We start from the raw sequence: 22053 nt of genomic DNA, 5'->3' as shown, positions 1-22053 counted from the left end.
ACAAGGAGTTGAACGTGAAATATTGGCCGCTGTTGCTGCTCAGTCTTTTGCCCCTGTGGGTCCAGGCGCTAGAGGTCGGTGAGCGATTGGCACCCTGGACGTTACTTGATCAGTTCGATCAGGCCTACAGCCTCGACAGCCACACGCAGACGTTACTGGTGGCGCGTAGCATGGACGGCGCCAAGTTGGTCGATGCCGCGCTTCAAGGCCAGCCAAAAGGCTATCTGGAAGCGCGCCATGCGGTATTTGTCGCAGACATTCAGCGCATGCCGCGGCTGGTTGCAAAAATGTTCGCGGTGCCAGCCATGCGCGCCTATTCCTATCGGGTGATGCTTGATCGTGATGGTCGTGTGGCGCCACGCTATCCGGGGGCTGTGGATAAAGTGCTGTGGTTGCAGCTCAAGGATGGCCAGTTGTTGGATCAGCATGAATACGCTACGGCCGCGCAATTGCGGGAGGCGCTTGAGAAGGCCGGGCCATGATTGGCGCAGAGCTGTTGTTACCGCAGACGTTAACGGTCGGCTGGCTGATTTATGTACCTGTGGTTATCTGGGCCATCTGGCGCGCACCGTGGGTCGAACTGTTCACCGACAGCCGGCGTCAGCATTTGCTGTTCGGCACGGTGTTCGCGTTGTTCGTCTTGTGGCTGGTACGACGTGATTTCGATACAGGCGTCTCGTACCACTTTATCGGCATGACGGCGGTGACCTTGCTGCTGGACTGGCCGTTGGCGATTGTCGGCGGGCTGGTTGCGCAGATGGGCCTGGTGCTGCTCGGCCGGCAGGATCTGGCTGCCGTGGGCGTCAATGGATCACTGTTGATCCTGCTGCCGGTGTTGGTCACTGAGTGTTGCGCGATGCTGGTGGAGCGAGCGCAACCGCGTAATCCCTTTGTGTATATCTTCGTTTCCGGTTTCTTTGCGGCGGCGCTATCGGCCTTGCTGTGTCTGCTGTTGGCGCTGTGGTTGCTGTGGTTCGACGAGCGTTTCGAAATGCCGTACTGGCTGGAAGATTTTATCGGTTATCTGTGGCTGCTGATTTTTCCGGAGGCCTTTATCAACGGCATGATCGTCAGCGCACTGGTGGTATTCAGTCCCGAGTGGCTGGAGACGTTCAACCGCACGCGCTACCTTTCGGCACCATGGAAAGACGACGATCCCAAGTCTTGATCCACATCAAATCCTCAACTCACAGACGATCTCATGCTCTGGCAAACCTTCAGGAGCATCGGCATGAGTGTCTACGAGTGGGCAAGGCAGGAGTTGCGACAGAGTCTGGATGCAGCGCAAGAGCTGGGGTTTGATCCGGGATTGAGCCTGCGCGCCTTGCTCAGCGCAGTGGTGCAGCAGAGCAAGGCAGTGCGCAGTGTCGAGGACCTGGCGGACGAGTTGCAGTTTCTCGCCGAGAACCTCGATGAAGGTCAGGACTACGGCTTTATGCGCCCTTAGTGACGCGGGTCGAAGTCTTCGCTGAACAGTTCATCCTCGGCATCCGGACTGACCGGAATCTTGTGTTCTTCCGACGCCCAGGCGCCCAGGTCGATCAGTTTGCAGCGGTCCGAACAGAAAGGCCGGTAGGTGCTGGTGGCGCTCCATTCAACAGGGGCGCCGCAGGTTGGGCATTCGACGACAGGGGGTTGGCTCATGACTGGCCTCCACGCAAAGTAAGGTAAAAGTGATGCAGGCGTTCGACCTCGCTGTGCAGCCAGGCGAGGTCGCGGTCGTTGACCACGATATCGTCGGCATGGCTCAGACGATTCTGGCGGCTGGATTGCACCTTGAGAATCGCCTGAACCTGTTGTTCGCTGGTCTGGTCACGCTGCAGGGTTCGCTGGATCTGTAACTGCTCGGGGGCATCGATCACCAGGACCCGTTGGGTCATGGCGTACTGCCCGGACTCGATCAGCAGCGGCGAAACCAGAATCGCATAAGGTGATTTTGCCAGCGCCAGATGTTGGGTGATTTCCTCGGCGATCAACGGATGCAGTAATGCTTCGAGCCAGCGGCGTTCATCCGGCACCTCGAAGATCAGCTTGCGCAGCGCCGCGCGATCCAGTTGCCCGTCGGCTTGCAGTACGCCTGGGCCAAAGTGTTCGGCGATCTTCACCAGCGCGGGGCGCCCCGGTTCCACCACCCAACGAGCGGCGTGATCGGCGTCCACCACGTGTACGCCCAAGTCGATGAAGTGCTGGGCCGCGGCGCTTTTGCCGCTGCCGATGCCGCCGGTGAGGCCGAGAATCCAGGGTTTTTCCACAGGGGTATTCATTTCAAACCGACAGACTGCCAATAGAGGTCGGTTATTTGACCACCCCAGAGCAAGGCAATCCAGCCGGCAATCGCCAGATAGGGGCCGAAAGGGATCGGTGTTGAGGTTTTCGCATGGCGAACGCGCAGCAAAATCACGCCGATAACCGCGCCTGCAATGGATGACAAGAGGATGGTCAGCGGCAAAATCTGCCAGCCACCCCAGGCGCCGAACATCGCCAGCAACTTGAAATCACCGTAACCCATGCCCTCCTTGCCAGTGATCAGCTTGAACAGCCAGAACGCCGACCAGAGCACCATGTAGCCGGCAATCGCGCCCCACAAGGCGTCATGCAGTGGCACGAACAGCCCGAAACTGTTGACGATCAGTCCCAGCCAAATCAGCGGCAGCACCAGTACATCCGGTAGCAGTTGATGCTCGGCATCGATCAGGCTCATGGCCAATAGACCCCAACTGAGGACCAGCGCCATACAGGCCGGCCATCCGAAGCCGAAGTGCCAGGCAATAAACGCCGACAGCAGCCCGCAGGCCAGTTCGGTCAACGGGTAACGTTTACTGATAGAGGTGGTGCAACTTGAACAGCGGCCCCGTAGAAACACATAACTGATGACCGGAATGTTTTCCCAGGTGCGTATCCGGTGGCCACAGTGCGGGCACTGGGAGTGGGGCAGCACCAGGTTATAGGTCGGCTGCGGGGTTTGCGTTGGCAAACCCAGAATGTCATTGGCCTGCTGGCGCCATTCCCGTTCGAGCATTTTCGGCAGGCGCCAGATCACGACATTGAGGAAGCTGCCGATCAGCAGGCCCGCCACCAAGGCGATGACGACGAAGGCTTGTGGATAGAGGGCCAGAATTTCGTTCAAGGGCATGTCAGATCGCTGAGCCGAGTTGAAAGATGGGCAAGTACATCGCAATGACCAGGCCTCCGACAATAACACCCAGCACCACCATGATGAACGGCTCCATCAGGCTGGTGAGGTTATCGACCATATTATCGACTTCGGCCTCGTAGAAACTCGCGACCTTGTCGAGCATGTCGTCCAGTGCGCCAGACTCTTCGCCAATGGCGGTCATCTGAATCGCCATGTTCGGGAAGATGCCGGAGGCGCGCATGGAGAAATTCAGCTGCATGCCGGTGGACACGTCCTGCTTGATCCGCAGCACGGCACGCTTGAACACGATGTTACCGGTCGCTCCGGCCACCGATTCGAGGGCCTCCACCAGCGGTACGCCGGCGGCAAAGGTGGTCGACAACGTGCGGGCATACCGGGCCACGGCGGACTTGTACATCAGCGTGCCGATCAACGGCAATTTCAGCAGCCAGGTGTCCGTCCAGTCCCGAAAAGCCTGCGACGTTGTGAAGGCGTGCCGCACGCCAAAGATCCCGGCGATCAGTCCGCCGAGCAGCGCCCACCACCAGGCTTGCATGAATTGCGACAGGCCGATGACCATCACGGTGAAAGCCGGCAGTTCGGCGCCAAACCCTTTGAACACCGACTCGAACTGCGGCACCACCTTGACCAGCAGAATCGCGGTCACAATGATCGCGACGAACACCACGGCCAGAGGGTAGGTCATGGCTTTCTTGATCTTGGCCTTGAGGCTTTCGCTCTTTTCCTTGTAGGTGGCGACCCGTTCCAGCAGGGTATCCAGGGCACCGGCCTGTTCGCCGGCGTCCACCAGGTTGCAGTACAGCGCATCGAAATACCGCGGTTTTTTGCGCAGGGCGGCAGCGAAGCTGTTACCCGCCGCGACGTCCTGTTTCACCTCGTCTATCAGTTTGCGCATCGCCGGGTTATCAAAGCCTTCACCGATGATGTCGAACGACTGCAACAACGGCACGCCAGCTTTCATCATGGTCGCCATTTGCCGAGTGAACAGGGCAATGTCCTGAGCCTTGATGCGCTTGCTCTTGCTGAAAATCGAGGAAGGTTTTTTACGTACCTTGCCAGGATTTATGCCTTGCTTGCGCAGTTGCGCCTTGATCAGCGCCGGGTTTTGACCGCTCAGTTCGCCGGTCATTTTCGAGCCTTTGCGGTCCGTGCCTTCCCAGGCATAGACACTGATTTTTACTGCTTTGACCGCCATGTTCAGTCCTTGGTGACCCGGTTGATTTCTTCAAGGCTGGTAATGCCTTGCATCGCTTTGAGCAGGCCTGAAGTACGTAGGTCCTTGAAGCCGTCCTCGCGCATCTGGGTATCGATTTCCAATGAATTGCCTTCGGCCATGATCACCCGATGCAGACAGTTCATGACTTATAGCCTAGTCAAGGCGCTGAGCCAAACCTGCGGGGTTGAGGTGACAAAAAGTGTCAGATAGTGCGGATACTGGGAGTAGCAAAGGGCGCGGAGTTAGTCTCGCGCCCAGTCAGCAGGGGGGCAGGGCTTGGCATGGGCTGTGCTGCGGTTCATTCAGATCATGAGATTTCGACTCATGCATGGAGCTTGTCTATGAGTACTCAGAAAGGGTTTACGCTTATCGAACTGTTGATCGTGGTGGCGATCATCGGGATTCTGGCGACGTTTGCGTTGCCGATGTATTCCAAATATCAGGCCAGGGCCAAGGTAACGGCGGGACTGGCCGAAATATCGGCGATGAAAGTGCCATATGAAGATCTGATGAATGAGGGCACTGTGCCCACCGTCGGTACCATCGCACCCGCGGGTGGTGCTGCTGCTTCCAGCAATTGCACCTTTACCGTCACAGGAGTGGCGGCTACAGGGGTCGGCTCTATCGCGTGCAAGATCGAAAATGCGCCGAGCCCCGTACTGGGATTGGCAATTACCTTGAATCGCGATCCAGAGAAGGGTTGGTCATGCACTACAACTGTTGCGCAGGACTACGCGCCTAAAGGTTGTAAGAGCGTTTGATTTTTGGATGAATTGTCAAAAAACCGCACCTTAGTGCGGTTTTTTTATAACAAAGCGAAGCGTCAGAAAAGTCCCGACAATTCATTGCCTTAGGCCTGCGATAAAACCCGCAACTTGCATGTAGAGAATGGCGAAGTCATGCATTTTGCATGATTACGGAAATCACCTGTTTTTTTAAGTTGTTGATTTATAATAATTTAATGGTTATTTCTAAGTTGGCACAGCGTTCGCACTATCCCTGTTAACCCTGCTGACAAGACACGCAGCAGACTTTAGAGAAAAACAGGAGTTACTCGTATGAAGAAGTTCGCTATCGCTGCCGCTACTGCAACCGCGTTGACCCTGACCATGGCCAACGTAGCATTTGCACAGACTCAAACCACCCAGGGCCCGATGACATTGGCCGCAGGTGAAATGACCAAGGCCACGGAAGCTACTTCCGACACCTGGATTACCACCAAAGTAAAAAGTGACCTCGTCACCGAAAAAGGCATTCCTGGTACCGACATCAAAGTCGAAACCAACAAAGGTGTAGTATCGCTGTCGTCGACTGTCGCTATCACCGAAGCACAGAAAACCACTGCAGTGAACATCACCAAAAAAATCAAAGGCGTCAAAGCGGTCTCTGCTGACGGCCTGAAAACCGAGTAAGGCCAATGACAGGCCCCGGCATTCGTGTCGGGGCCTGTTCTATTGTCGGCTGATAAACATCTCTGTAGCAGCTGGCGAAGCCTGCGTTCGGTTCGGGCCGCGTTCGGACGAAGCAGTCGTAAATCCGGAACACATGGTCTTCCTGATGCACCGCATTGCCTGAACTCGCGGCCGCTTTGCAGCCGAACGCAGGCTTCGCCAGCTGCTACAGAGAGCGTGCCTCCCAGTGACAATTGCCTGATCTTCACTCGGCATCCAAATGCATCGGCGTCACGACCCGGCCGTCACTTTCAGCTTCGCCAAGGCTGGCGTCGATGAAGTACACGCGGTCATCGGCCAACTGACCCTTGTTCACCAGATAGTCCTTGATGCTGCTGGCGCGATCCTGGCCCAGCTGGCGTAATAGAACTTCGCTGGAACTCCAGAACTTGATCACTTCTGCGCGCATTTTCGCCGCGCGTTCTTCCTTGCCCAGATTCTTCCATTCGGCGGGCGGCTGAGTCTCCAGGCGCGTGCGGTAGATGCCTTCCAGGAGCGGGCCTTTCTCGCTTTCCGGCACTTCCAGCAGGGACGCCTGCGCGGGCACCTTGTCGCCACGATGCTGGAGCATTTTGTAGTAGTTGTACTGGTATTCGCGCTCAAGCCGTTGCTCGGCAATCAATGGACCGTCGCTGCTGGCGGCAGCAGTACCTTCAATTTCCAGGCGCAAGGCTGGCCGTTCCTTGAGCGCACTGGACAGTTTGTTCAGTGCGCCTTCAGCTTCCTTGCTCAGATCGCTTGAGCCTGGGGCGAACGACACGCTGCCCAAATCTTCCGAACCACCGCCACTGACCAGCCCGCCAATCATTTTGAAGGGCGCCGAGACGGCCTTCACGATCAGGTTGCGCAGGGTCTGCCAGATGATAGGCATGACTCTGAACTGCGGGTTGTTCAGGTCACCGGTCACTGGCAACTCGATGGAGATTTTGCCGTCGGCGTCCTTGAGCAGCGCGACCGCCAGTTTCAGCGGCAGGCTCACGGCGTCCGGACTGTCGACTTTTTCCCCCAGTTGCAGCTGCTCGATCACCACTTTGTTTTCGGCCTTGAGCTGGCCCTTGGTGATCAGGTAATGCACGTCGAGATTGAGTCGGCCCTTGCGAATGCGGTAGCCGGCGAACTTGCCGGAATAGGGGGTCAAGGTGGTCAGTTCAACGCGTTTGAAACTGGTGGCGATGTCGAGGCTGGCCAATGGGTCGAACGGGTTGACGGCGCCTTTGATGGTCACCGGCGCATAACGGTCGACTTTGCCCTTGATATCGACACTGGCCGGTTTGGCCTGACGGCTGTCGATGGTGCCGATCTGGCCATTGAGCTGCTGGATGGCGGTGGCGAAGTTCGGGGTCAGGCTGAAGTCGGCGAAATTGGCCGAACCGTCATTGATGGCAATGCCACCGATATGAATACCCAGAGGCTTGCCCTTGCTGGCGTCCGGTTTGGCGGCGTCAGTCTTGGCGCCGGAGTCTGGGGCTTGCGGGATCAGCAAGTCATCGATGTTGGTGGTGCGGTCATCGTTGATCATGACGCGTGCGTACGGCTGGAACAAGTTGACCTTGTCGATCGACAGGCTGTCGCCGTGCTGATAGTTCAGGCCTTCAAGCACCAACTGCTGCCACTTGAGGAAGTCACGGGTTTTGAGGGTGTCCAGGGTATGCAGTTGATCGATCTGGGCGCGGCCGGTGACGCTGAATGCCAGCGGCTCGGTGCTTTTCAGATCGACCGCCAGATCACTGCCAAGCATGCCGCTACGCAATTCGAGGCGAATGAAAGGGGTGATGTAGGACTGGGCAACTCGCAGGTCGATGTCCTTGGTCTGCACTTTTAACTGGGCGCTGACCGGGGCGAGATTGACTACGCCGTCTGCCGTGATCTTGCCTTGCTTGCCCAGGCCGGTATCGAGCTTGAGGTTAAAAGGGGAGCCATTGAGGCTGTCGAAATTTTGCAGGTCCAGGTTCAACGGGCCCACTTCCAGTGCGACTGCCGGTTGTGCCTTGCGGTCAGCCAGGTGCACTTGGTAATTGCGCAGCTGCACGTCTTTGAGCAGCACTTGCCAGGGCTTGCTCGGTGCGGCGGGCTCTTTCGGTGAGTCCGCCGCCGCCGGGGTTTTGGCCGGTTCGGCTTTGGCCTTGGTGGCCGACTTGGACGGTTGGCTGGCGAACAGTTTTTGCCAGTCGAGTTGCCCGTCGGCTTCGAGGGCTGCCCAGGTTTCCAGTTTGTTGCTGCGGATTTTACCGACCACTACTTGCTGCCTGGCCAGGTCCACCGTGGTGTCGCTGACTTCCAGTCGTTCGAGTTTTACCAGAGGTCGACCGTCCGGCGCCTTGATCGCGAAGGGCGCAACGGTCACGGCGACGTTACTCAGCAGCAGTTCGGTTTGCTTGTCCAGACTCATCTTGTAGTCGGTGCTGAGGCTGAGGACGCCGTCTTCGAGCTCTAATGGCAAAGCATCGCGCACGTAGGGCCAAAAGGATTTCATTTTGCCATTGCTGATCTTCACCTTACCTTCGGAGGCGATCGGGATCAGGCTGAAATTGCCGCTCCAGTCGAGCTGTCCTCCTCCCGGGCCGTTGGCCACCAGCGTCATGTTGGCGCTGTCGTCGGGCAGGGTGCTGAGATTCTTCAGTTCAAAATCGAGTTTGTCGTAGAGGAACTCAATGGGTTCGCTGGGGCGTTCATCCTTGAAATGCACTGAGCCGCCCGCCAGATTGATCCGCTCCACGCGCAGCGGGAACGGTTTGGCGTTCGGGTCGGCCGGGGTCGGCTCGCTGGCGGGTAGTTTGAACAAACCAAGCAGGTTGAGTTTGCCTTCTTTGTCAAAGAGGACTTCGGTCTTGGATTTGTCCAGTTCGATATCGGACAGGTGCAGGGCCTTGGTCCAGAGGCTGTCGATTTGCAGGTTGGCATACAGGCGTTCGAAGCCGACCTGCTCCTTGCCCGGTTCGCCGATGATCAGGCCCCACAGCGTCACTTCAAGGCTGAACGGGTTGAGTTCGATCCGCTGGATGTGGGCGGGCACCGTGGCGTAGTTGGCCAGTTGTTGGTTGACAACCCGCAAAGCGATGCCCGGCAAAATCAGAAATCCCAACAGGCTGTAGAGGGCCAGAGCAGTCAACAAGGCGCCTATAGCGCGAATCAATCCTTTGGGCATGTGCGGCTTCATCTGTCTAAATCGGAGTGCGTTGGAGTATGGCACGCGAATCCGGTTCCGAAGTGATCCTGCTTTATCGGATTTATCTGATTTTGTGGTTGTTTTTCAGAGTTGCAGGATCAGGGTTTTCAGCGGCGGCTGCTGATCCATGGACGGGAAGTCGGCACCTGGTTTCATCACGGTCCATTCACGCACCGGCCGCCCGGCTTTCTCGGCACAACGCAAAACCTGCTCGCGCCAGTCGTCCATGCTGACTTTTGCCAGGTTGTTGCAGCAGATCAGCACGCCATTGTCGGCGGTGGTCAGCAGTGCCGGTTTCAGTAAGCTCTGGTAGTCGCGCAGCAAGTCGACAGTGCCGAACGCGCTCTTGGCCCAGGCCGGAGGATCCAGCAGCACCAGGTCGTACTGACGTTGGTCCAGACGTTGATAGCTCGGCAGTTTCTGTCCGCGGCGCTGACTGATGGGCAGGCCGGCCAACTGGCGGATCGCCGGGAAGTAATCGGACTGGATGAACTGCATGGCCGGCAGCTGCGGGTTGAGCAGGCCGTTTTCGCGACCGACCGCCAGATTGCCCTCGGCGAAGTCCAGATTGCAGACCTCGCGCGCGCCACCCGCCGCTGCACTGAGGCCGACGCCGCAGGTGTAGGCAAACAGGTTCAGCACGCTTTTGTTCTGGCTGTGATCCTTGACCCAGCCGCGGGTATTGCGCAAGTCGAGGAACAGCAGCGGGTCCTGGCCAGGGTGACGACCGCGAACCCGGTAATTCAGGCCCCACTCGTGACCGATCAAGTCTTGCAGCGCGGCTTCGTCAGCGCGGTAGACGGTGTCTTCGCGGTCGATGCGTGAGTTGCCCCGGGAACGGTCGTTGTACACCAGCAGGGTGTCGAGGCTCAGATGCTGATTTATCGCCTCGTGCAATTGCAGCAGCTCATCACGCTCCAGGGACTGGTGAAAACTTTGTACCAGCAATTGCGGGCCGTAGCGGTCGATGGTCAGGCCGCCGGCGCCTTCCTGGCTGCCATGAAACAGGCGATAGCAATCGGTGCCTTGCTGATGCAGTTCGGCAAGCAGGTCCTGGCGATGTTCGAGGGCGGCGCGCAGCGCCTGATTCAAGGAAGACATGCTGGGCGCCTTGCAGGAGGTAATTTGGCGCGAGAGTTTAACAGCTTGAGCGGTGAAGAACCTGTAGGAGCGAGCGGTGCGACGATTCGACTTGCCCGCGAAGAACGATAACGCGGAGTATCAGCCAGACCGCGCGACCTTCTTCGCGGGCAAGTCGAATCGTCGCACCGCTCGCTCCTACAGGAATGATTCAGGTCAGCAAGCCCATCCGCCGCTTCGCCCGATGCACCGAGCCGTTACGCACGGCCCAGCGCAGCATCGGCGCGCTACGGTTGACGCTGGCGCGGATCAGCTTGCGTTGCAGCGGGCTCTGGCTGATGCCGAACATGTCGCTGGCCCAGTCCGGCAGCAGGTCGATTCCGGCCTGCATCATCAACCCGCCAAATGGCTTGGCCAGACGACTGGGGGACGGTGCGTTCAACAGCAGGCGCAACACTTCCCGACTGCGTTCGTCGCAGAGCAACTGTGGGCGAATACGCTCAAGGTAGTCGGATATTTCCTGGCGTGAGCGAGGCACTTCGCGAGCCCCGAGACGTTCGGCGACCAGCGCGATTTCAGCGTAGTAACGGTCCTGATCGGCCGGCGACAGCTGCGGATTCCGGTAACGCAGGTGTGCGGCGAGGAAGTTACTGACTTCAGCGACGTGCACCCAGGTCAACAGCTCGGGATCGCTGGCGGCATAGGACCGGCCATCAGGCGCCGTGCCGGTCACTTGCAGGTGGATGGTGCGGACTCTCTCGATCAGCCAGTCGGCATCTTTGCGCGAGCCGAATGTTGTGCCAGAGATGAACTGCCCGGTGCGGCGCAACCGGCCGAGCATGTCCTCGCGAAAATTCGAATGGTCCCAGACACCGGCCAGGGCCAGTGGGTGCAACGCTTGCAGCATCAGGGCACTGATGCCGCCGATAAGCATGCTGCTGAAGTCGCCGTGGACTTGCCAGCTCACCGAATCTGGCCCGAACAGGCCGGGATCGCCCTTGGGGTTTTCCAGGTCAAGCTTGCCCAGGGACAGGCCGGTCAGGCTCATGATCTGGGTTTCGATGCGGGTGCGGATGAATTCCATGGCAACTCTGTAGGAGCGAGCTCGCTCGCGATGGACGTTAACGATAACGCATGTTGCCTGAATATACGCGGCGCGCCTGAGTTCATCGCGCGCGCTCGCTCCTACAGAAGGCAGTGCGTCATTGGTTCAGGCGTTTATCGATCAGCCCCTGAACCACGCTCGGATCAGCCAGGGTCGAGGTATCGCCCAAGCTATCCAGTTCATTGCAGGCGATCTTGCGCAGAATCCGCCGCATGATCTTGCCTGAACGGGTTTTCGGCAAGGCCGGTGCCCACTGGATCAGGTCCGGCTTGGCGAACCTGCCGATTTCCTTGCTGACGTGTGCCAGCAATTCTTTCTTCAAATCGTCGTTGGTCTCGATGCCGTTCATGGGGGTGACGAAGGCGTAGATACCCTGGCCTTTTATGTCATGAGGGTAACCGACCACTGCGGCCTCGGCGATGCTGTCGTGGAGCACCAGGGCGCTTTCCACTTCGGCGGTACCGATACGATGCCCGGAGACGTTGATCACGTCATCGATGCGCCCGGTGATCCAGTAATCCCCATCCTCGTCGCGCCGCGCACCATCACCGGTGAAATAATAGCCAGGGTAAGGCTTGAAGTAGGTGTCGATCATCCGTTGCGGATCGCCGTAGACACTGCGGATCTGTGCTGGCCAGCTGGATTTGATCGCCAGCACGCCACTACCGGCGCCCTTGATTTCCTTACCCACCTCGTCGAGGAGCACCGGTTGCACACCGAACATCGGCTGGGTGGCGCAGCCAGGTTTGATCCTTGTGGCGCTGACTAAAGGGCTGAGCATGATGCCGCCGGTTTCGGTCTGCCACCAAGTGTCGACGATGGGGCAACGCTGTTCCCCAACCACGTTGAAGTACCAATCCCACGCTTCAGGGTTGATGGGCTCACCGACACTGCCGAGCAACCTGAGGCTCTCGCGGGAGGTTTCCTTCAACGGTTCGGCGCCCTCACGCATCAGGGCGCGCAGAGCGGTGGGGGCTGTGTAGAAAATGTTGACGTGGTGCTTGTCGATCACTTGCCAGAAGCGCGAACTGGTCGGGTAGCTCGGCACGCCTTCGAAAATCAGTGTGGTCCCACCATTGGCCAGCGGGCCGTAGACGATGTAACTGTGGCCGGTGACCCAGCCGACGTCGGCGGTGCACCAGAACACTTCGCCGTCGCGGTAGTCGAGCACGTATTTGAAGGTCATCGCCGCTTGCAGCAAGTAGCCGCCCGTGGTGTGCAGCACGCCTTTGGGTTTGCCGGTGCTGCCAGAGGTATAAAGGATGAACAGCGGATCTTCGGCGTCCATCGGCTCAGGCGGGCAATCGTCGCTGACGTCGCGCAGCGCCTGGTGATACCAGAGGTCCCGGCCTTCGACCCAGTTAACCTCGCCTTGGGTGCGCTCGACCACGATCACGGTGCTGACGCCCGGGCAACTTTGCAGCGCCTTGTCGACGTTGTGTTTGAGCGACACGAATCTTCCGCCGCGCACGCCCTCATCGGCGGTGATCACGGTGCGGCAGTCGGCGTCGAGGATCCGGTCGCGCAGAGAATCCGGGGAAAAACCGCCAAACACTACCGAATGCACGGCACCGATGCGTGTGCAGGCGAGCATGGCGTAAGCGGCTTCGGGGATCATCGGCATGTAGATGCACACCCGGTCACCTTTCTTCACGCCACGACTTTTGAGCACGTTGGCCAGGCGACAGACATTGCGATGGAGTTTTTTGTAAGTGATTTGGGCGGATTCGATCGGGTTGTCACTTTCCCAGATGATGGCGACTTGATCGCCGCGTTGTTCCAGGTGACGGTCAATGCAGTTGTAACTGACGTTCAATTTTCCGCCGGCGAACCAGCTCGCTTCACCGGTTTTCAGGTTATAGCGCTGGACGGTAGTCCACGGCGTGCTCCAGTCGAGGAAGCGGGTAGCCTGCTCGGCCCAGAAAGTGCTGGGATGCTCGATGGATTGACGGTACAGGCGCTGATAGTCGTCTTGACTCAAGTGTGCAGCCCGGCGGACGGCATCGGCTTTGGGGAACGTGCTGATATCGAACATGACGGTTCCTTATGCTTGGTTTTGCGACAAGGATAAAGATGCGCCCTGTGAATATTGAGTTCAAGGTGTACATAGAACCAATGTGGGAGCGAGCTTGCTCGCGATAGCGTCGTATCAGTCAACAGCAATGTTGAATGACAAACCGCCATCGCGAGCAAGCTCGCTCCCACAGGGATCGGGTCTGGAGTGACTTAACCGCGGTGACGGCCGCGGAAGTAGTTGATCAGGCCCTGGGTGGATGCATCGTCCGCCGGGGTTTCTTCGCTGCCGACCAGGCGGTTGTAGACGCCTTTGCCCAGCTCTTTACCCAGCTCCACGCCCCACTGGTCGAAGGCGTTGATGCCCCAGATCACGCTTTGCACGAAGACTTTATGTTCATACATCGCCACCAGTGCACCGAGACGACGCGGGCTGATGCGCTCGACCACCAGAGTGTTGCTCGGACGGTTGCCCGGGATCACCTTGTGCGGCGCAAGTTTCTGTACGTCTTCTTCGCTCATGCCCTTGTCGCGCAGCTCGGCTTCGGCCTCGGCGCGGGTCTTGCCGAGCATCAGCGCCTGGCTTTGGGACAGACAGTTGGCGTACAGCCACTGGTGGTGGTCGGACACCGGGTTGAAGCTGACAATCGGCACAATAAAGTCGGCCGGGATCAGTTGGGTGCCCTGGTGCAGCAATTGGTGATACGCGTGCTGACCGTTGCAACCCACGCCGCCCCAGATCACAGGGCCGGTATCAGTGGAAACCTGCGTGCCGTCCTGACGCACGCTTTTGCCATTGGATTCCATGTCCAGCTGTTGCAAGTGCTTGGTGATATTGCGCAGGTAGTGGTCGTACGGCAGGATCGCGTGGCTCTGTGCGCCCCAGAAGTTGCCGTACCAGACGCCGAGCAAGGCCAGCAGCACCGGCATGTTCTGTTCGAACGGCGCGCTCTGGAAATGCTGGTCCATGGTGTAGGCACCGGACAGCAGTTCCTTGAAGTTCGACATGCCGATGGCCAGGGCGATTGGCAGACCGATGGCCGACCACAGCGAGTAACGCCCGCCAACCCAGTCCCACATCGGGAAGATGTTTTCTTCGCGGATACCAAAGGCCACGGCCGCAGCATTGTTGCTCGACACCGCGATGAAGTGGCGATACAGCTCGGCCTCGGAACCGCCCTGAGCCAGGTACCAAGCACGAGCGGCCTGGGCATTCTTCAGGGTTTCGAGGGTATTGAAAGATTTCGACGAGACGATGAACAGCGTGGTCTCGGCGCGCAGCTTCATGGTCAGTTCGTGGAACTCACTGCCGTCGATGTTCGCCAGGTAATGGCAGCGCACGCCTTTCTGGGCATAGGACAGCAGCGCTTCGGAGACCAGTTCGGGGCCGAGGAACGAACCCCCGATGCCGATGTTCACCACGTCAGTGATCGGCTTCTCGCTGTAACCACGCCACAGGCCATCGTGGATTCGGCCTACAAGGTCGGTGATCTGGTTCAGTACTTTGTGTACTTCCGGCATCACGTTGACGCCATTGACCGACAGCTTGTCGCCGACAGGGCGGCGCAGGGCGGTGTGCAGGGCCGGGCGTCCTTCCGACGAATTGACGATTTCGCCTTCGAACAGCGATTTGATTGCGCCCCCGAGGTCGACTTCATTGGCCAGGCCCACCAGCAGATTGCGGGTCTCGGCGTTGATCAGGTTTTTCGAATAATCGAGGAACAAGCCGCAACTGCTGAGGGTGAATTGGGTAAAGCGCTGCGGATCGGCATTGAACGCTTCACGCATGCTGAAATCCTGCATGGCTTGGCGGTGGTCATTCAACGCTTGCCAGGCGGGCAGAGCGGTCACATCGTGAGGGGTGCGGTAGTACGCCATCGCTGCGGGTTTCCTTTTTACTTGAACGGCCTTTTGAACACGAAAAATCCCGGAGCGCTGCGGGTGGGCGTCCGGTTAACTGCGTCGACACGATTTAATGACACAGGGCGAATACAGTAAACCTCGCGCTGCAATCTGTCTTGGCTTTGTCTGACCCGTCCCCGGTACTTTTTTATACATAAAGCCGGGAACGGTCCGACAAACGGTGTAGGGGGGCAGATCAGGCGACCTGCACCGGGATGGCATTGCTGGTGTGGCTCAACTCGTTACCCGGCGCCATGTAGAGCATGCGAGGCTTGAAGTTGAGCAGCTCGGCTTCGCTGTAGTGAGCGTAAGCGCAGATGATCACACGGTCGCCGACCTTGGCCTTGTGCGCGGCTGCACCGTTGACCGAAATCATCCGCGAGCCTGCTTCGCCACGAATGGCATAGGTGGTGAAGCGTTCGCCGTTGTCGACGTTATAGATCTGGATCTGTTCGTATTCACGGATGCCGGACAGGTCCAGCCAGTCGCCGTCGATGGCACAAGAACCTTCGTAATCAAGTACAGCGTGGGTGACTTCGGCGCGATGCAGCTTGGCCTTGAGCATGATGGCGTGCATGAGTATTTTCCCCAGGTCGAATCGAGTTGTGGAAACTGAAGCAGGTCGAATGTGTGAGCGAGACCGGCTTGCCGGCGATGGGGTGTGTATTCAGCATTGATGCCGACTGATCCACCGCTTTCGCCGGCAAGCCGGTCTCGCTCCCACAAGGTCTTGTAATGTTTAGCTCGGGGTGTCGAGATTCAGGTGCAGGTTGTCGATCAACCGCGTGGTGCCCAGGAACGCCGCCACCAGAATGACCAGGTCCCGATCCTCCGCCGTCGCCGGACGCAATGTCAGGGCATGACGGATTTCCAGGTAATCCGGACGCAAGCCAGCCGTTTCAAGCTGCTTGATTTGCGCGCCGATCAACGCCGGATAATCGCGCTCACCCTGCTTGATGGCATCGGCCATCTGGGTGAGAGACCGATACACAGCCGGCGCAACAGCACGCTGCTCTTCGCTGAGGAAGCCATTGCGCGACGATAGCGCGAGGCCATCGGGCGCACGCACAGTCGGTTCGCCGATGATCTGGATGGGCATGTTGAGGTCATGCACCAGCGCGCGGATCACGGCCAGCTGCTGATAGTCTTTCTGGCCGAAGATCGCCAGGTCCGGCTGGACCATGTTGAACAGCTTGCTGACTACCGTTGCCACACCTTCGAAGTGCCCCGGACGGCTGGCGCCGCACAGGCCTTCGGACAGTTGCGGCACGCTGACGCGCGTCTGGCCGGCCATGCCGTCGGGGTACATTTCTTCGACGGATGGTGCAAACAGCAAGTGGCAACCGGCGTTGAGCAGTTTCTCCTGGTCGGCAGCGAGGGTTCGCGGGTACTTGTCGAGGTCTTCGCCGACGCCAAACTGCAGCGGGTTGACGAAAATGCTCGCGACCACGAAATCCACCCGTTGGGTGGCTTTGGTAATCAGCGCGACGTGGCCGCTGTGCAGGTTGCCCATGGTCGGCACAAAGCCGATGCGCTTGCCTTCGCTGCGGGCACGGGCCACGGCGGCCCGCAGTTCGCGTACGGTTTTTACGGTATTCATGCAGAAAATCCGTGTTCGATGCCTGGGAAAGTCGCTGCTTTGACTTCAGTGACGTAAGCGTTCAAAGCCGCTTGAATGCTTGCTTGGCCCGTCATGAAGTTTTTTACGAATTTTGGTACACGGCCGGTTATGGACAGGCCGAGCATGTCGTGCAAGACCAATACCTGGCCGTCAGTAGCGTTGCCGGCGCCAATTCCAATCACCGGGATTTTTACCGCTTGGGTGATTTCTTCGGCCAGTTCGCTGGGCACGCACTCGAGCAACAGCATCGCAGCGCCGGCCTGTTCCAGGGAGATTGCGTCGGCACGCATTTGCCGCGCCTGGTTTTCGTTGCGGCCCTGGACTTTATAGCCACCGAGGATGTTCACCGATTGCGGCGTCAGACCCATGTGCGCGCACACCGGAATACCACGCTCGGCCAGCAGGCGGATCGAATCCGCCAGCCAAAGTGCACCTTCAACCTTGACCATATGCGCACCGGCCTGCATCAACAGGGCACTGTTGGTCATGGCTTGTTCGGGGGTGGCATAGGCCATGAACGGCAGGTCGGCGAGGATCAAGGCGTCAGTGTTGCCGCGTTTGACGGCTGCCACGTGGTAAGCCATCTCAGCGGTCGTGACCGGCAGGGTGCTGTCGTGACCTTGCAAAACCATGCCGAGAGAGTCGCCCACCAGCAGCACCTCGACACCAGCCTCGTTGCAGGCATGGGCGAAGGTTGCGTCATAGCAGGTCAGCATGGTGATTTTTTCACCTTTTTGCTTGATACCTTGCAGGGTGGTCAGGGTGATGGCTGGCATGAAAAGTTCCTCATTCAGGCGCTATGAAAACTACTGCGAGTAACGCGCGTGATTCTTCGTTAAATACAGGCGCACGGTCTGTTGTCGCGCTTTTAAGGCCTGGATTGCGCCCTTCAACGCCGTGTTGGCGGCAGCGGGACGCCTATAGTCGTGAGGAGACCTCTGGAAGTCAATTGCGTGTGTTACCGCATTGTTACGCATGGGGTGTTACCGGGGTAACTGATGCGTTTCAGCAGAGGCGGATCTTGTGTTCGGCACAAAACCCCGTGTGGGAGCGAGCTTGCTCGCGATGGCGGTCTGCCATCCAACGATGATGGTGACTGCACTATCGCTATCGCGAGCAAGCTCGCTCCCACAGGGTATTTGCGTTAAGCCGGGGGCAGGCGTTCCAGGCCGACGAACGGGCAGGCTGCGAGTAATTCCTTCAGGCTGCGACCATCAGCCAGCCGCAACTCCGCAGGTGCCAGTTCGGCCAGCGGATACAGCACGAATGCGCGTTCCTGCAGGTGGTAGTGAGGAACCTTGAGGCGGGGCTCGTCGATCAGCCGGTCACCGAACAACACAATATCGAGATCAAGCGTGCGTGGCCCCCAGCGTTGAAGGCGTTCGCGGCCCTGTTCGTTCTCGATGGCTTGCAATGCATCAAGCAGCTCCAGCGGAGCTAGCGTGCTGTCGAGCGCGGCGATCGCGTTGGTATAGCGCGGTTGGCCAGGCAGCAGCGAGTCGCTTTGATAAAACGCGGAAACCCCGACCAGTTCGCTCTGCGGCAAGCGGGCCAGCGCCCCGACGGCGCTGCGCAATTGTTCGGCGGGGTCAGCCAGATTGCTGCCCATGCCGATGTAGATGCGTTCCATGGATTATTCGCCCGTGGCACTCGGTGCGCCGGCTGCGCGTTTGCGCTTGGCGCCACCACTGCGACGACGTTTGCGTGGCGCGCCAGTCCCGTCTTCCTTGCCGCTGAGGTCGCGGATCATGTCGCGGCGCTCGCTGTCGTTGGAATCCTGGTAATCCGTCCACCATTCGCCCAGGCCATCAGTCTGCTCGCCCGCGCTTTCGCGCAGCAGCAGGAAGTCGTAGCCGGCACGGAACCGTGGGTTGTCCAGCAACAGGTCGGCACGCTTGCCGCTGCGGCGTGGCAGACGCTCCTGCATGTCCCAGATCTCGCGGATCGGCATGGTGAAGCGTTTTGGGATCGCAATGCGCTGGCATTGTTCGGCAATCAGTTCGTGCGCCGCTTCCTGCATTGCCGGAATCGGCGGCATGCCGCGTTCCTGCAGACGCAGCACGCGAGCCGGCAAGGCAGGCCAGAGCAGGGCCGCGAACAGGAACGCCGGGGTCACCGGTTTGTTCTGCTTGATCCGCAAGTCAGTATTGATCAGGGCTTCACTGATCAGCGTGTGGGTGTACGTCGGGTTGTATTCCAGCGCCTCGGCACTGGCCGGGAACAGCGGATCGAACAATTGCAGGTCGACCAGCATCTCGAAAGTGTCTGCGGCATGGCCGGAGAGGAACAGCTTGAGCACTTCCTCGAACAGGCGTGCCGATGGGATTTCGCGCAGCATCGGTGCCAGTTCGCGGATCGGCAGGGCGCTGTGCTTTTCGATACCGAAATTCAGCTTGGCGGCAAAACGCACCGCCCGCAGCATCCGTACCGGGTCTTCCTGGTAACGTTGCTTCGGATCGCCGATCAACCGGATCAGGTGATTGCGGATGTCGTGTACGCCGTTGGCGTAGTCGAGAATACGCTCGCTGACCGGGTCGTAATACAGGGCGTTGATGGTGAAGTCGCGACGTTGCGCGTCTTCTTCCAGCGTGCCGTAGACGTTATCACGCAGGATGCGCCCGCTCTCGTTGCGAGAAGACTGGTTGCTGTCTTCCTCTTCATCGTTTTGCGGATGATTGGCGCGAAAGGTCGCGACTTCAATGATTTCGCGGCCAAAGTGGATGTGCACCAACTTGAAGCGGCGACCGATGATCCGCGCGTTGCGGAATTCGGCCCGAACCTGCTCAGGTGTGGCGCTGGTGGCGACGTCGAAATCTTTTGGCGTGATGCCCAACAGCATGTCGCGCACGCAACCGCCGACCAGGTAGGCCTGGTAGCCGGCGCTCTGCAGGCGTTCGACGATGTTCACCGCATAACGGCTGAATTGTGCCTTTTGCAGCGAATGTTGGCCGCTGTTGAGCACTTCAGGCGTACTGCGAATGTGTTGCGTATGACGCTTGGGAGAACGGAATGACTGGAACAGCTTCTTCAGCATGGGATGCACTGTTTGAAGGAATGTTCGGCCATAACCAAGAATGACCGCATGATGGGCCGGGATTCTAGCATTTAGTCGGGGGATGGTGTAGGAAGCTGCGAAACCGCTTGAAGGGGGGGCTGGTACGCGCGATCTGTGTAGCAGCTGTCGAGCTTGCGAGGCTGCGTTCGGCTGCGCAGCAGTCGTTATATGGACGCCCGCATTCTGCCCACACACCGCAATTTCTGATTCTACGACTGCTTCGCAGCCGAACGCAGCCTCGCAAGCTCGACAGCTGCTACGGTTGCGTAAACGCCAGGAACCACAAGGGGAGCCGAAGCTCCCCAAGAAGTAGTTGCATGCTCTATTTTTATTATTGATTTCGGGCTTTTTGTTTTTGTTAAGTGCCCACGTCATGAAGCTTATCCTTCATGACCCTCCCAATCGGGAGCCAAGAGCAAACGGATTGCTTTGGTCGCTGTGCTGCAGTGATCTTTCGATCCAACCAGTTCAGGCTCTGTCTTGAGACAGTTTTTTGTTGTTCTCGGCCTGGTCGTGGGGCAAGCCCCAAATACAACGCCTCTCCAAAAGAATCAGTTAGCTGCGCCTCTCGCCGTCTTGTTTTTATTGTGCGTGAGTCGATACGTCTTATTTTTATTGTCTTGTACATTGCTTGTTATTGTTCTTGTACTAAACATATAGCAGGGTGCGTGCCAACTTTTGCAAACCCCAATAAAACAAGGGGTTAGGTCGTCAGGTGGCCTTACTGAGGACCAAAAAAAGCCGGGGCTTCGTTACCGTAAGCCCCGGCTTCTGTTACGTGAAAAAGCTGAGGTAACAGTTTTTTCACAATGTCACGTGTTACCCATGGGTCAGACAGGCAAGGTTCAGCTCTCGCTGGCCACCCCGGTCTTGCGCCGTGGTATGCCCAGGCGTTGACGGCGTTCCCACAGGCATTTGCGACTGACCCCGAGTTTGCGTGCGAGCTCGGTTTCGGTCATGTGGTCCTGATGTTCGAGTACGAAGTGCTGGAAGTAGTCTTCCAGCGACAGGTCTTCGGTCGGTTCATGGCTGGTGTTACCGGCACTGGTGCCCTGTTGTGGCGCCAGGCCAATGAAGTCGTCGTCTTCCAGATCGCTCAGTTCGATGTCGATACCCAGCAGCTCGGCGGAAATCTCCGGGCTCTCGCACAGGATGACGGCGCGCTCGACGGCGTTCTCCAGCTCACGAACGTTCCCCGGCCAGGTGTAATGACGAATCGCCTGCTCGGCATCCGGGGCAAATTTCAGGTCGGTGCGGTTCACCCGCGCGCTTTGTCGCGCCAGGAAGGCATTGGCAATTTCGTTGACGTCAGCACCACGCTCGCGCAGGGCCGGCAGTTTCAGGGCGATAACGTGGAGACGGTAATAAAGGTCTTCACGGAACTGACCGATCTTCGCCAGGCTCTTGAGGTCCCGGTGAGTGGCCGCAATCAGGCGCACATCGACTTTCTGCGACTGGACCGAGCCGACCCGGCGAATTTCACCTTCCTGCAATACGCGCAGCAGGCGAGCCTGAGCTTCCAGTGGCAGTTCGCCGATTTCGTCGAGGAACAAGGTGCCGCCGTCCGCAGCTTCCACCAGCCCGGCACGCCCGGCGCTGGCGCCCGTGAACGCGCCCTTTTCGTGGCCGAACAGTTCGGACTCGATCAGGCTTTCCGGAATGGCCGCGCAGTTCACCGAAATCATCGGCGCCTTGGCGCGTTTGGACAGGTTGTGCAGGGCGCGCGCCACCAGCTCTTTACCGGTGCCGGATTCGCCCTGGATCAGGACATTGGAATCGGTCGGTGCGACTTTGCGGATCTTGCTGTACAGGTCCTGCATCGGAGGGCAGGAGCCGATGATGCCGATTTCGCCGTTGCTGTTATCGACACCCGGTTTCGCCGCGCCATTGGCCGCTTTGCCAGTGAGGGGTTCACCACTGGCTGGCACCGATTGCCGGTCACGAAGGATTCGCGCGACGGCCTGGAGCATTTCGTCGTGATCGAAAGGCTTGGCGATGTAATCCACCGCGCCCATCTTCATGGAGTCGACGGCAGAACGCAGGCTGGCGTAGCTGGTCATGATCAGCACCGGCGTGCCCTGGCCGAGCTTGATCAGCTCGGTACCCGGTGCGCCAGGCAGGCGCAGGTCGCTGACGATCAGGTCGAACGTGGGAATAGTGAAGCGTTCTTGTGCTTCCTGCACTGAACCGGCTTCGCTGACCTGGTACTGGTTACGTTCCAGCAGGCGGCGCAAGGCGGAGCGGATAATTGTTTCGTCTTCGACGATCAAAATGTGCGGCATTGATT

Annotated in this window: 20 protein-coding genes and 1 pseudogene; 5 read left to right on the top strand and 16 right to left on the bottom strand. The window is 58.6% G+C overall.

Annotated elements, in window-relative coordinates:
* Positions 1 to 14: 14 nt before the first annotated feature.
* From ACM6IR_RS10235 to ACM6IR_RS10225, 3 genes are all read left to right on the top strand, one after another.
* Positions 15 to 482, top strand: a complete 468-nt coding sequence (locus ACM6IR_RS10235) for an FAD/FMN-containing dehydrogenase (protein ID WP_414907608.1) — start codon at positions 15 to 17, stop codon at positions 480 to 482.
* Positions 479 to 1168, top strand: coding sequence for an energy-coupling factor ABC transporter permease (locus ACM6IR_RS10230; protein ID WP_414907607.1), 690 nt, complete (start codon positions 479 to 481; stop codon positions 1166 to 1168). The genes ACM6IR_RS10235 and ACM6IR_RS10230 overlap by 4 nt, the downstream gene beginning before the upstream one ends.
* A 63-nt stretch (positions 1169 to 1231) precedes the next feature.
* Positions 1232 to 1447 (top strand): hypothetical protein, encoded by a 216-nt coding sequence (locus tag ACM6IR_RS10225; protein ID WP_414907606.1) that lies wholly within the window; start codon positions 1232 to 1234, stop codon positions 1445 to 1447.
* Here the strand turns inward: ACM6IR_RS10225 and yacG are convergent.
* The 5 genes and pseudogenes from yacG to ACM6IR_RS10200 all read right to left on the bottom strand — a co-directional run.
* Positions 1444 to 1644, bottom strand: coding sequence for a DNA gyrase inhibitor YacG (yacG, locus tag ACM6IR_RS10220; RefSeq protein ID WP_201116331.1), 201 nt, complete (start codon positions 1642 to 1644; stop codon positions 1444 to 1446). The genes ACM6IR_RS10225 and yacG overlap by 4 nt on opposite strands.
* Positions 1641 to 2264 carry a dephospho-CoA kinase gene (coaE, locus tag ACM6IR_RS10215; RefSeq protein ID WP_414907605.1) on the bottom strand — a complete coding sequence of 208 codons (624 nt, stop codon included), beginning with the start codon at positions 2262 to 2264 and terminating at the stop codon, positions 1641 to 1643. The genes yacG and coaE overlap by 4 nt, the downstream gene beginning before the upstream one ends.
* The gene (locus ACM6IR_RS10210) at positions 2261 to 3133 is read right to left on the bottom strand and encodes a prepilin peptidase (RefSeq protein WP_414907604.1); all 873 of its coding nucleotides are present in this window, start codon (positions 3131 to 3133) and stop codon (positions 2261 to 2263) included. The genes coaE and ACM6IR_RS10210 overlap by 4 nt, the downstream gene beginning before the upstream one ends.
* A 1-nt stretch (position 3134) precedes the next feature.
* Positions 3135 to 4352 carry a type II secretion system F family protein gene (locus tag ACM6IR_RS10205; protein ID WP_414907603.1) on the bottom strand — a complete coding sequence of 406 codons (1218 nt, stop codon included), beginning with the start codon at positions 4350 to 4352 and terminating at the stop codon, positions 3135 to 3137.
* A gap of 2 nt (positions 4353 to 4354) precedes the next feature.
* A pseudogene (locus ACM6IR_RS10200) lies at positions 4355 to 4507 on the bottom strand (hypothetical protein); the annotation flags it as partial.
* 207 nt (positions 4508 to 4714) lie between these two features.
* Here ACM6IR_RS10200 and ACM6IR_RS10195 point away from each other — a divergent pair.
* The gene (locus ACM6IR_RS10195) at positions 4715 to 5134 is read left to right on the top strand and encodes a pilin (protein ID WP_414907602.1); all 420 of its coding nucleotides are present in this window, start codon (positions 4715 to 4717) and stop codon (positions 5132 to 5134) included.
* 297 nt (positions 5135 to 5431) lie between these two features.
* Complete coding sequence (locus ACM6IR_RS10190) at positions 5432 to 5785, top strand: BON domain-containing protein (RefSeq protein ID WP_414907601.1); 354 nt, start codon at positions 5432 to 5434, stop codon at positions 5783 to 5785.
* Between the two features lie 244 nt (positions 5786 to 6029).
* On the opposite strand, the gene ACM6IR_RS10185 is transcribed toward ACM6IR_RS10190, so the two are convergent.
* From ACM6IR_RS10185 to ACM6IR_RS10135, 11 genes are all read right to left on the bottom strand, one after another.
* Positions 6030 to 8981, bottom strand: coding sequence for a DUF748 domain-containing protein (locus ACM6IR_RS10185; RefSeq protein ID WP_414907600.1), 2952 nt, complete (start codon positions 8979 to 8981; stop codon positions 6030 to 6032).
* A 93-nt stretch (positions 8982 to 9074) separates the two neighbouring features.
* Positions 9075 to 10091: a class I SAM-dependent rRNA methyltransferase gene (locus ACM6IR_RS10180; protein ID WP_414907599.1), complete on the bottom strand. Its 1017-nt coding sequence runs from the start codon at positions 10089 to 10091 to the stop codon at positions 9075 to 9077.
* Between the two features lie 190 nt (positions 10092 to 10281).
* Positions 10282 to 11154 (bottom strand): oxygenase MpaB family protein, encoded by an 873-nt coding sequence (locus ACM6IR_RS10175; RefSeq protein WP_414907598.1) that lies wholly within the window; start codon positions 11152 to 11154, stop codon positions 10282 to 10284.
* 118 nt (positions 11155 to 11272) lie between these two features.
* Entirely contained in the window at positions 11273 to 13210 is a 1938-nt protein-coding gene (gene acs / locus ACM6IR_RS10170) for an acetate--CoA ligase (protein ID WP_414907597.1), read from the bottom strand.
* A 191-nt stretch (positions 13211 to 13401) separates the two neighbouring features.
* Positions 13402 to 15066 (bottom strand): glucose-6-phosphate isomerase, encoded by a 1665-nt coding sequence (gene pgi, locus ACM6IR_RS10165; RefSeq protein ID WP_414907596.1) that lies wholly within the window; start codon positions 15064 to 15066, stop codon positions 13402 to 13404.
* 220 nt (positions 15067 to 15286) lie between these two features.
* A complete protein-coding gene (panD, locus tag ACM6IR_RS10160) occupies positions 15287 to 15667 on the bottom strand; it encodes an aspartate 1-decarboxylase (protein WP_253432033.1) in 381 nt (126 codons plus the stop codon).
* Between the two features lie 162 nt (positions 15668 to 15829).
* On the bottom strand, positions 15830 to 16690 hold the full coding sequence (panC, locus tag ACM6IR_RS10155) for a pantoate--beta-alanine ligase (protein ID WP_414907595.1): 861 nt from the start codon (positions 16688 to 16690) through the stop codon (positions 15830 to 15832).
* Positions 16687 to 17487 (bottom strand): 3-methyl-2-oxobutanoate hydroxymethyltransferase, encoded by an 801-nt coding sequence (panB, locus tag ACM6IR_RS10150; RefSeq protein WP_414907594.1) that lies wholly within the window; start codon positions 17485 to 17487, stop codon positions 16687 to 16689. Before panB ends, panC begins: the two co-directional genes overlap by 4 nt.
* Positions 17488 to 17855: 368 nt before the next feature.
* Positions 17856 to 18341, bottom strand: coding sequence for a 2-amino-4-hydroxy-6-hydroxymethyldihydropteridine diphosphokinase (gene folK / locus ACM6IR_RS10145; RefSeq protein ID WP_414907593.1), 486 nt, complete (start codon positions 18339 to 18341; stop codon positions 17856 to 17858).
* 3 nt (positions 18342 to 18344) lie between these two features.
* Complete coding sequence (locus tag ACM6IR_RS10140) at positions 18345 to 19745, bottom strand: polynucleotide adenylyltransferase PcnB (RefSeq protein WP_414907592.1); 1401 nt, start codon at positions 19743 to 19745, stop codon at positions 18345 to 18347.
* A gap of 866 nt (positions 19746 to 20611) precedes the next feature.
* Positions 20612 to 22048 carry a sigma-54-dependent transcriptional regulator gene (locus ACM6IR_RS10135; RefSeq protein WP_414907591.1) on the bottom strand — a complete coding sequence of 479 codons (1437 nt, stop codon included), beginning with the start codon at positions 22046 to 22048 and terminating at the stop codon, positions 20612 to 20614.
* Between the last annotated feature and the right edge of the window lie 5 nt (positions 22049 to 22053).

The sequence above is a fragment of the Pseudomonas sp. IT-P253 genome (assembly GCF_949768125.1).
Classification (GTDB): Bacteria; Pseudomonadota; Gammaproteobacteria; order Pseudomonadales; family Pseudomonadaceae; genus Aquipseudomonas.
Note: the sequence above shows the minus strand (reverse complement) of the source record. Positions and strands in the feature narration are given on the sequence as shown.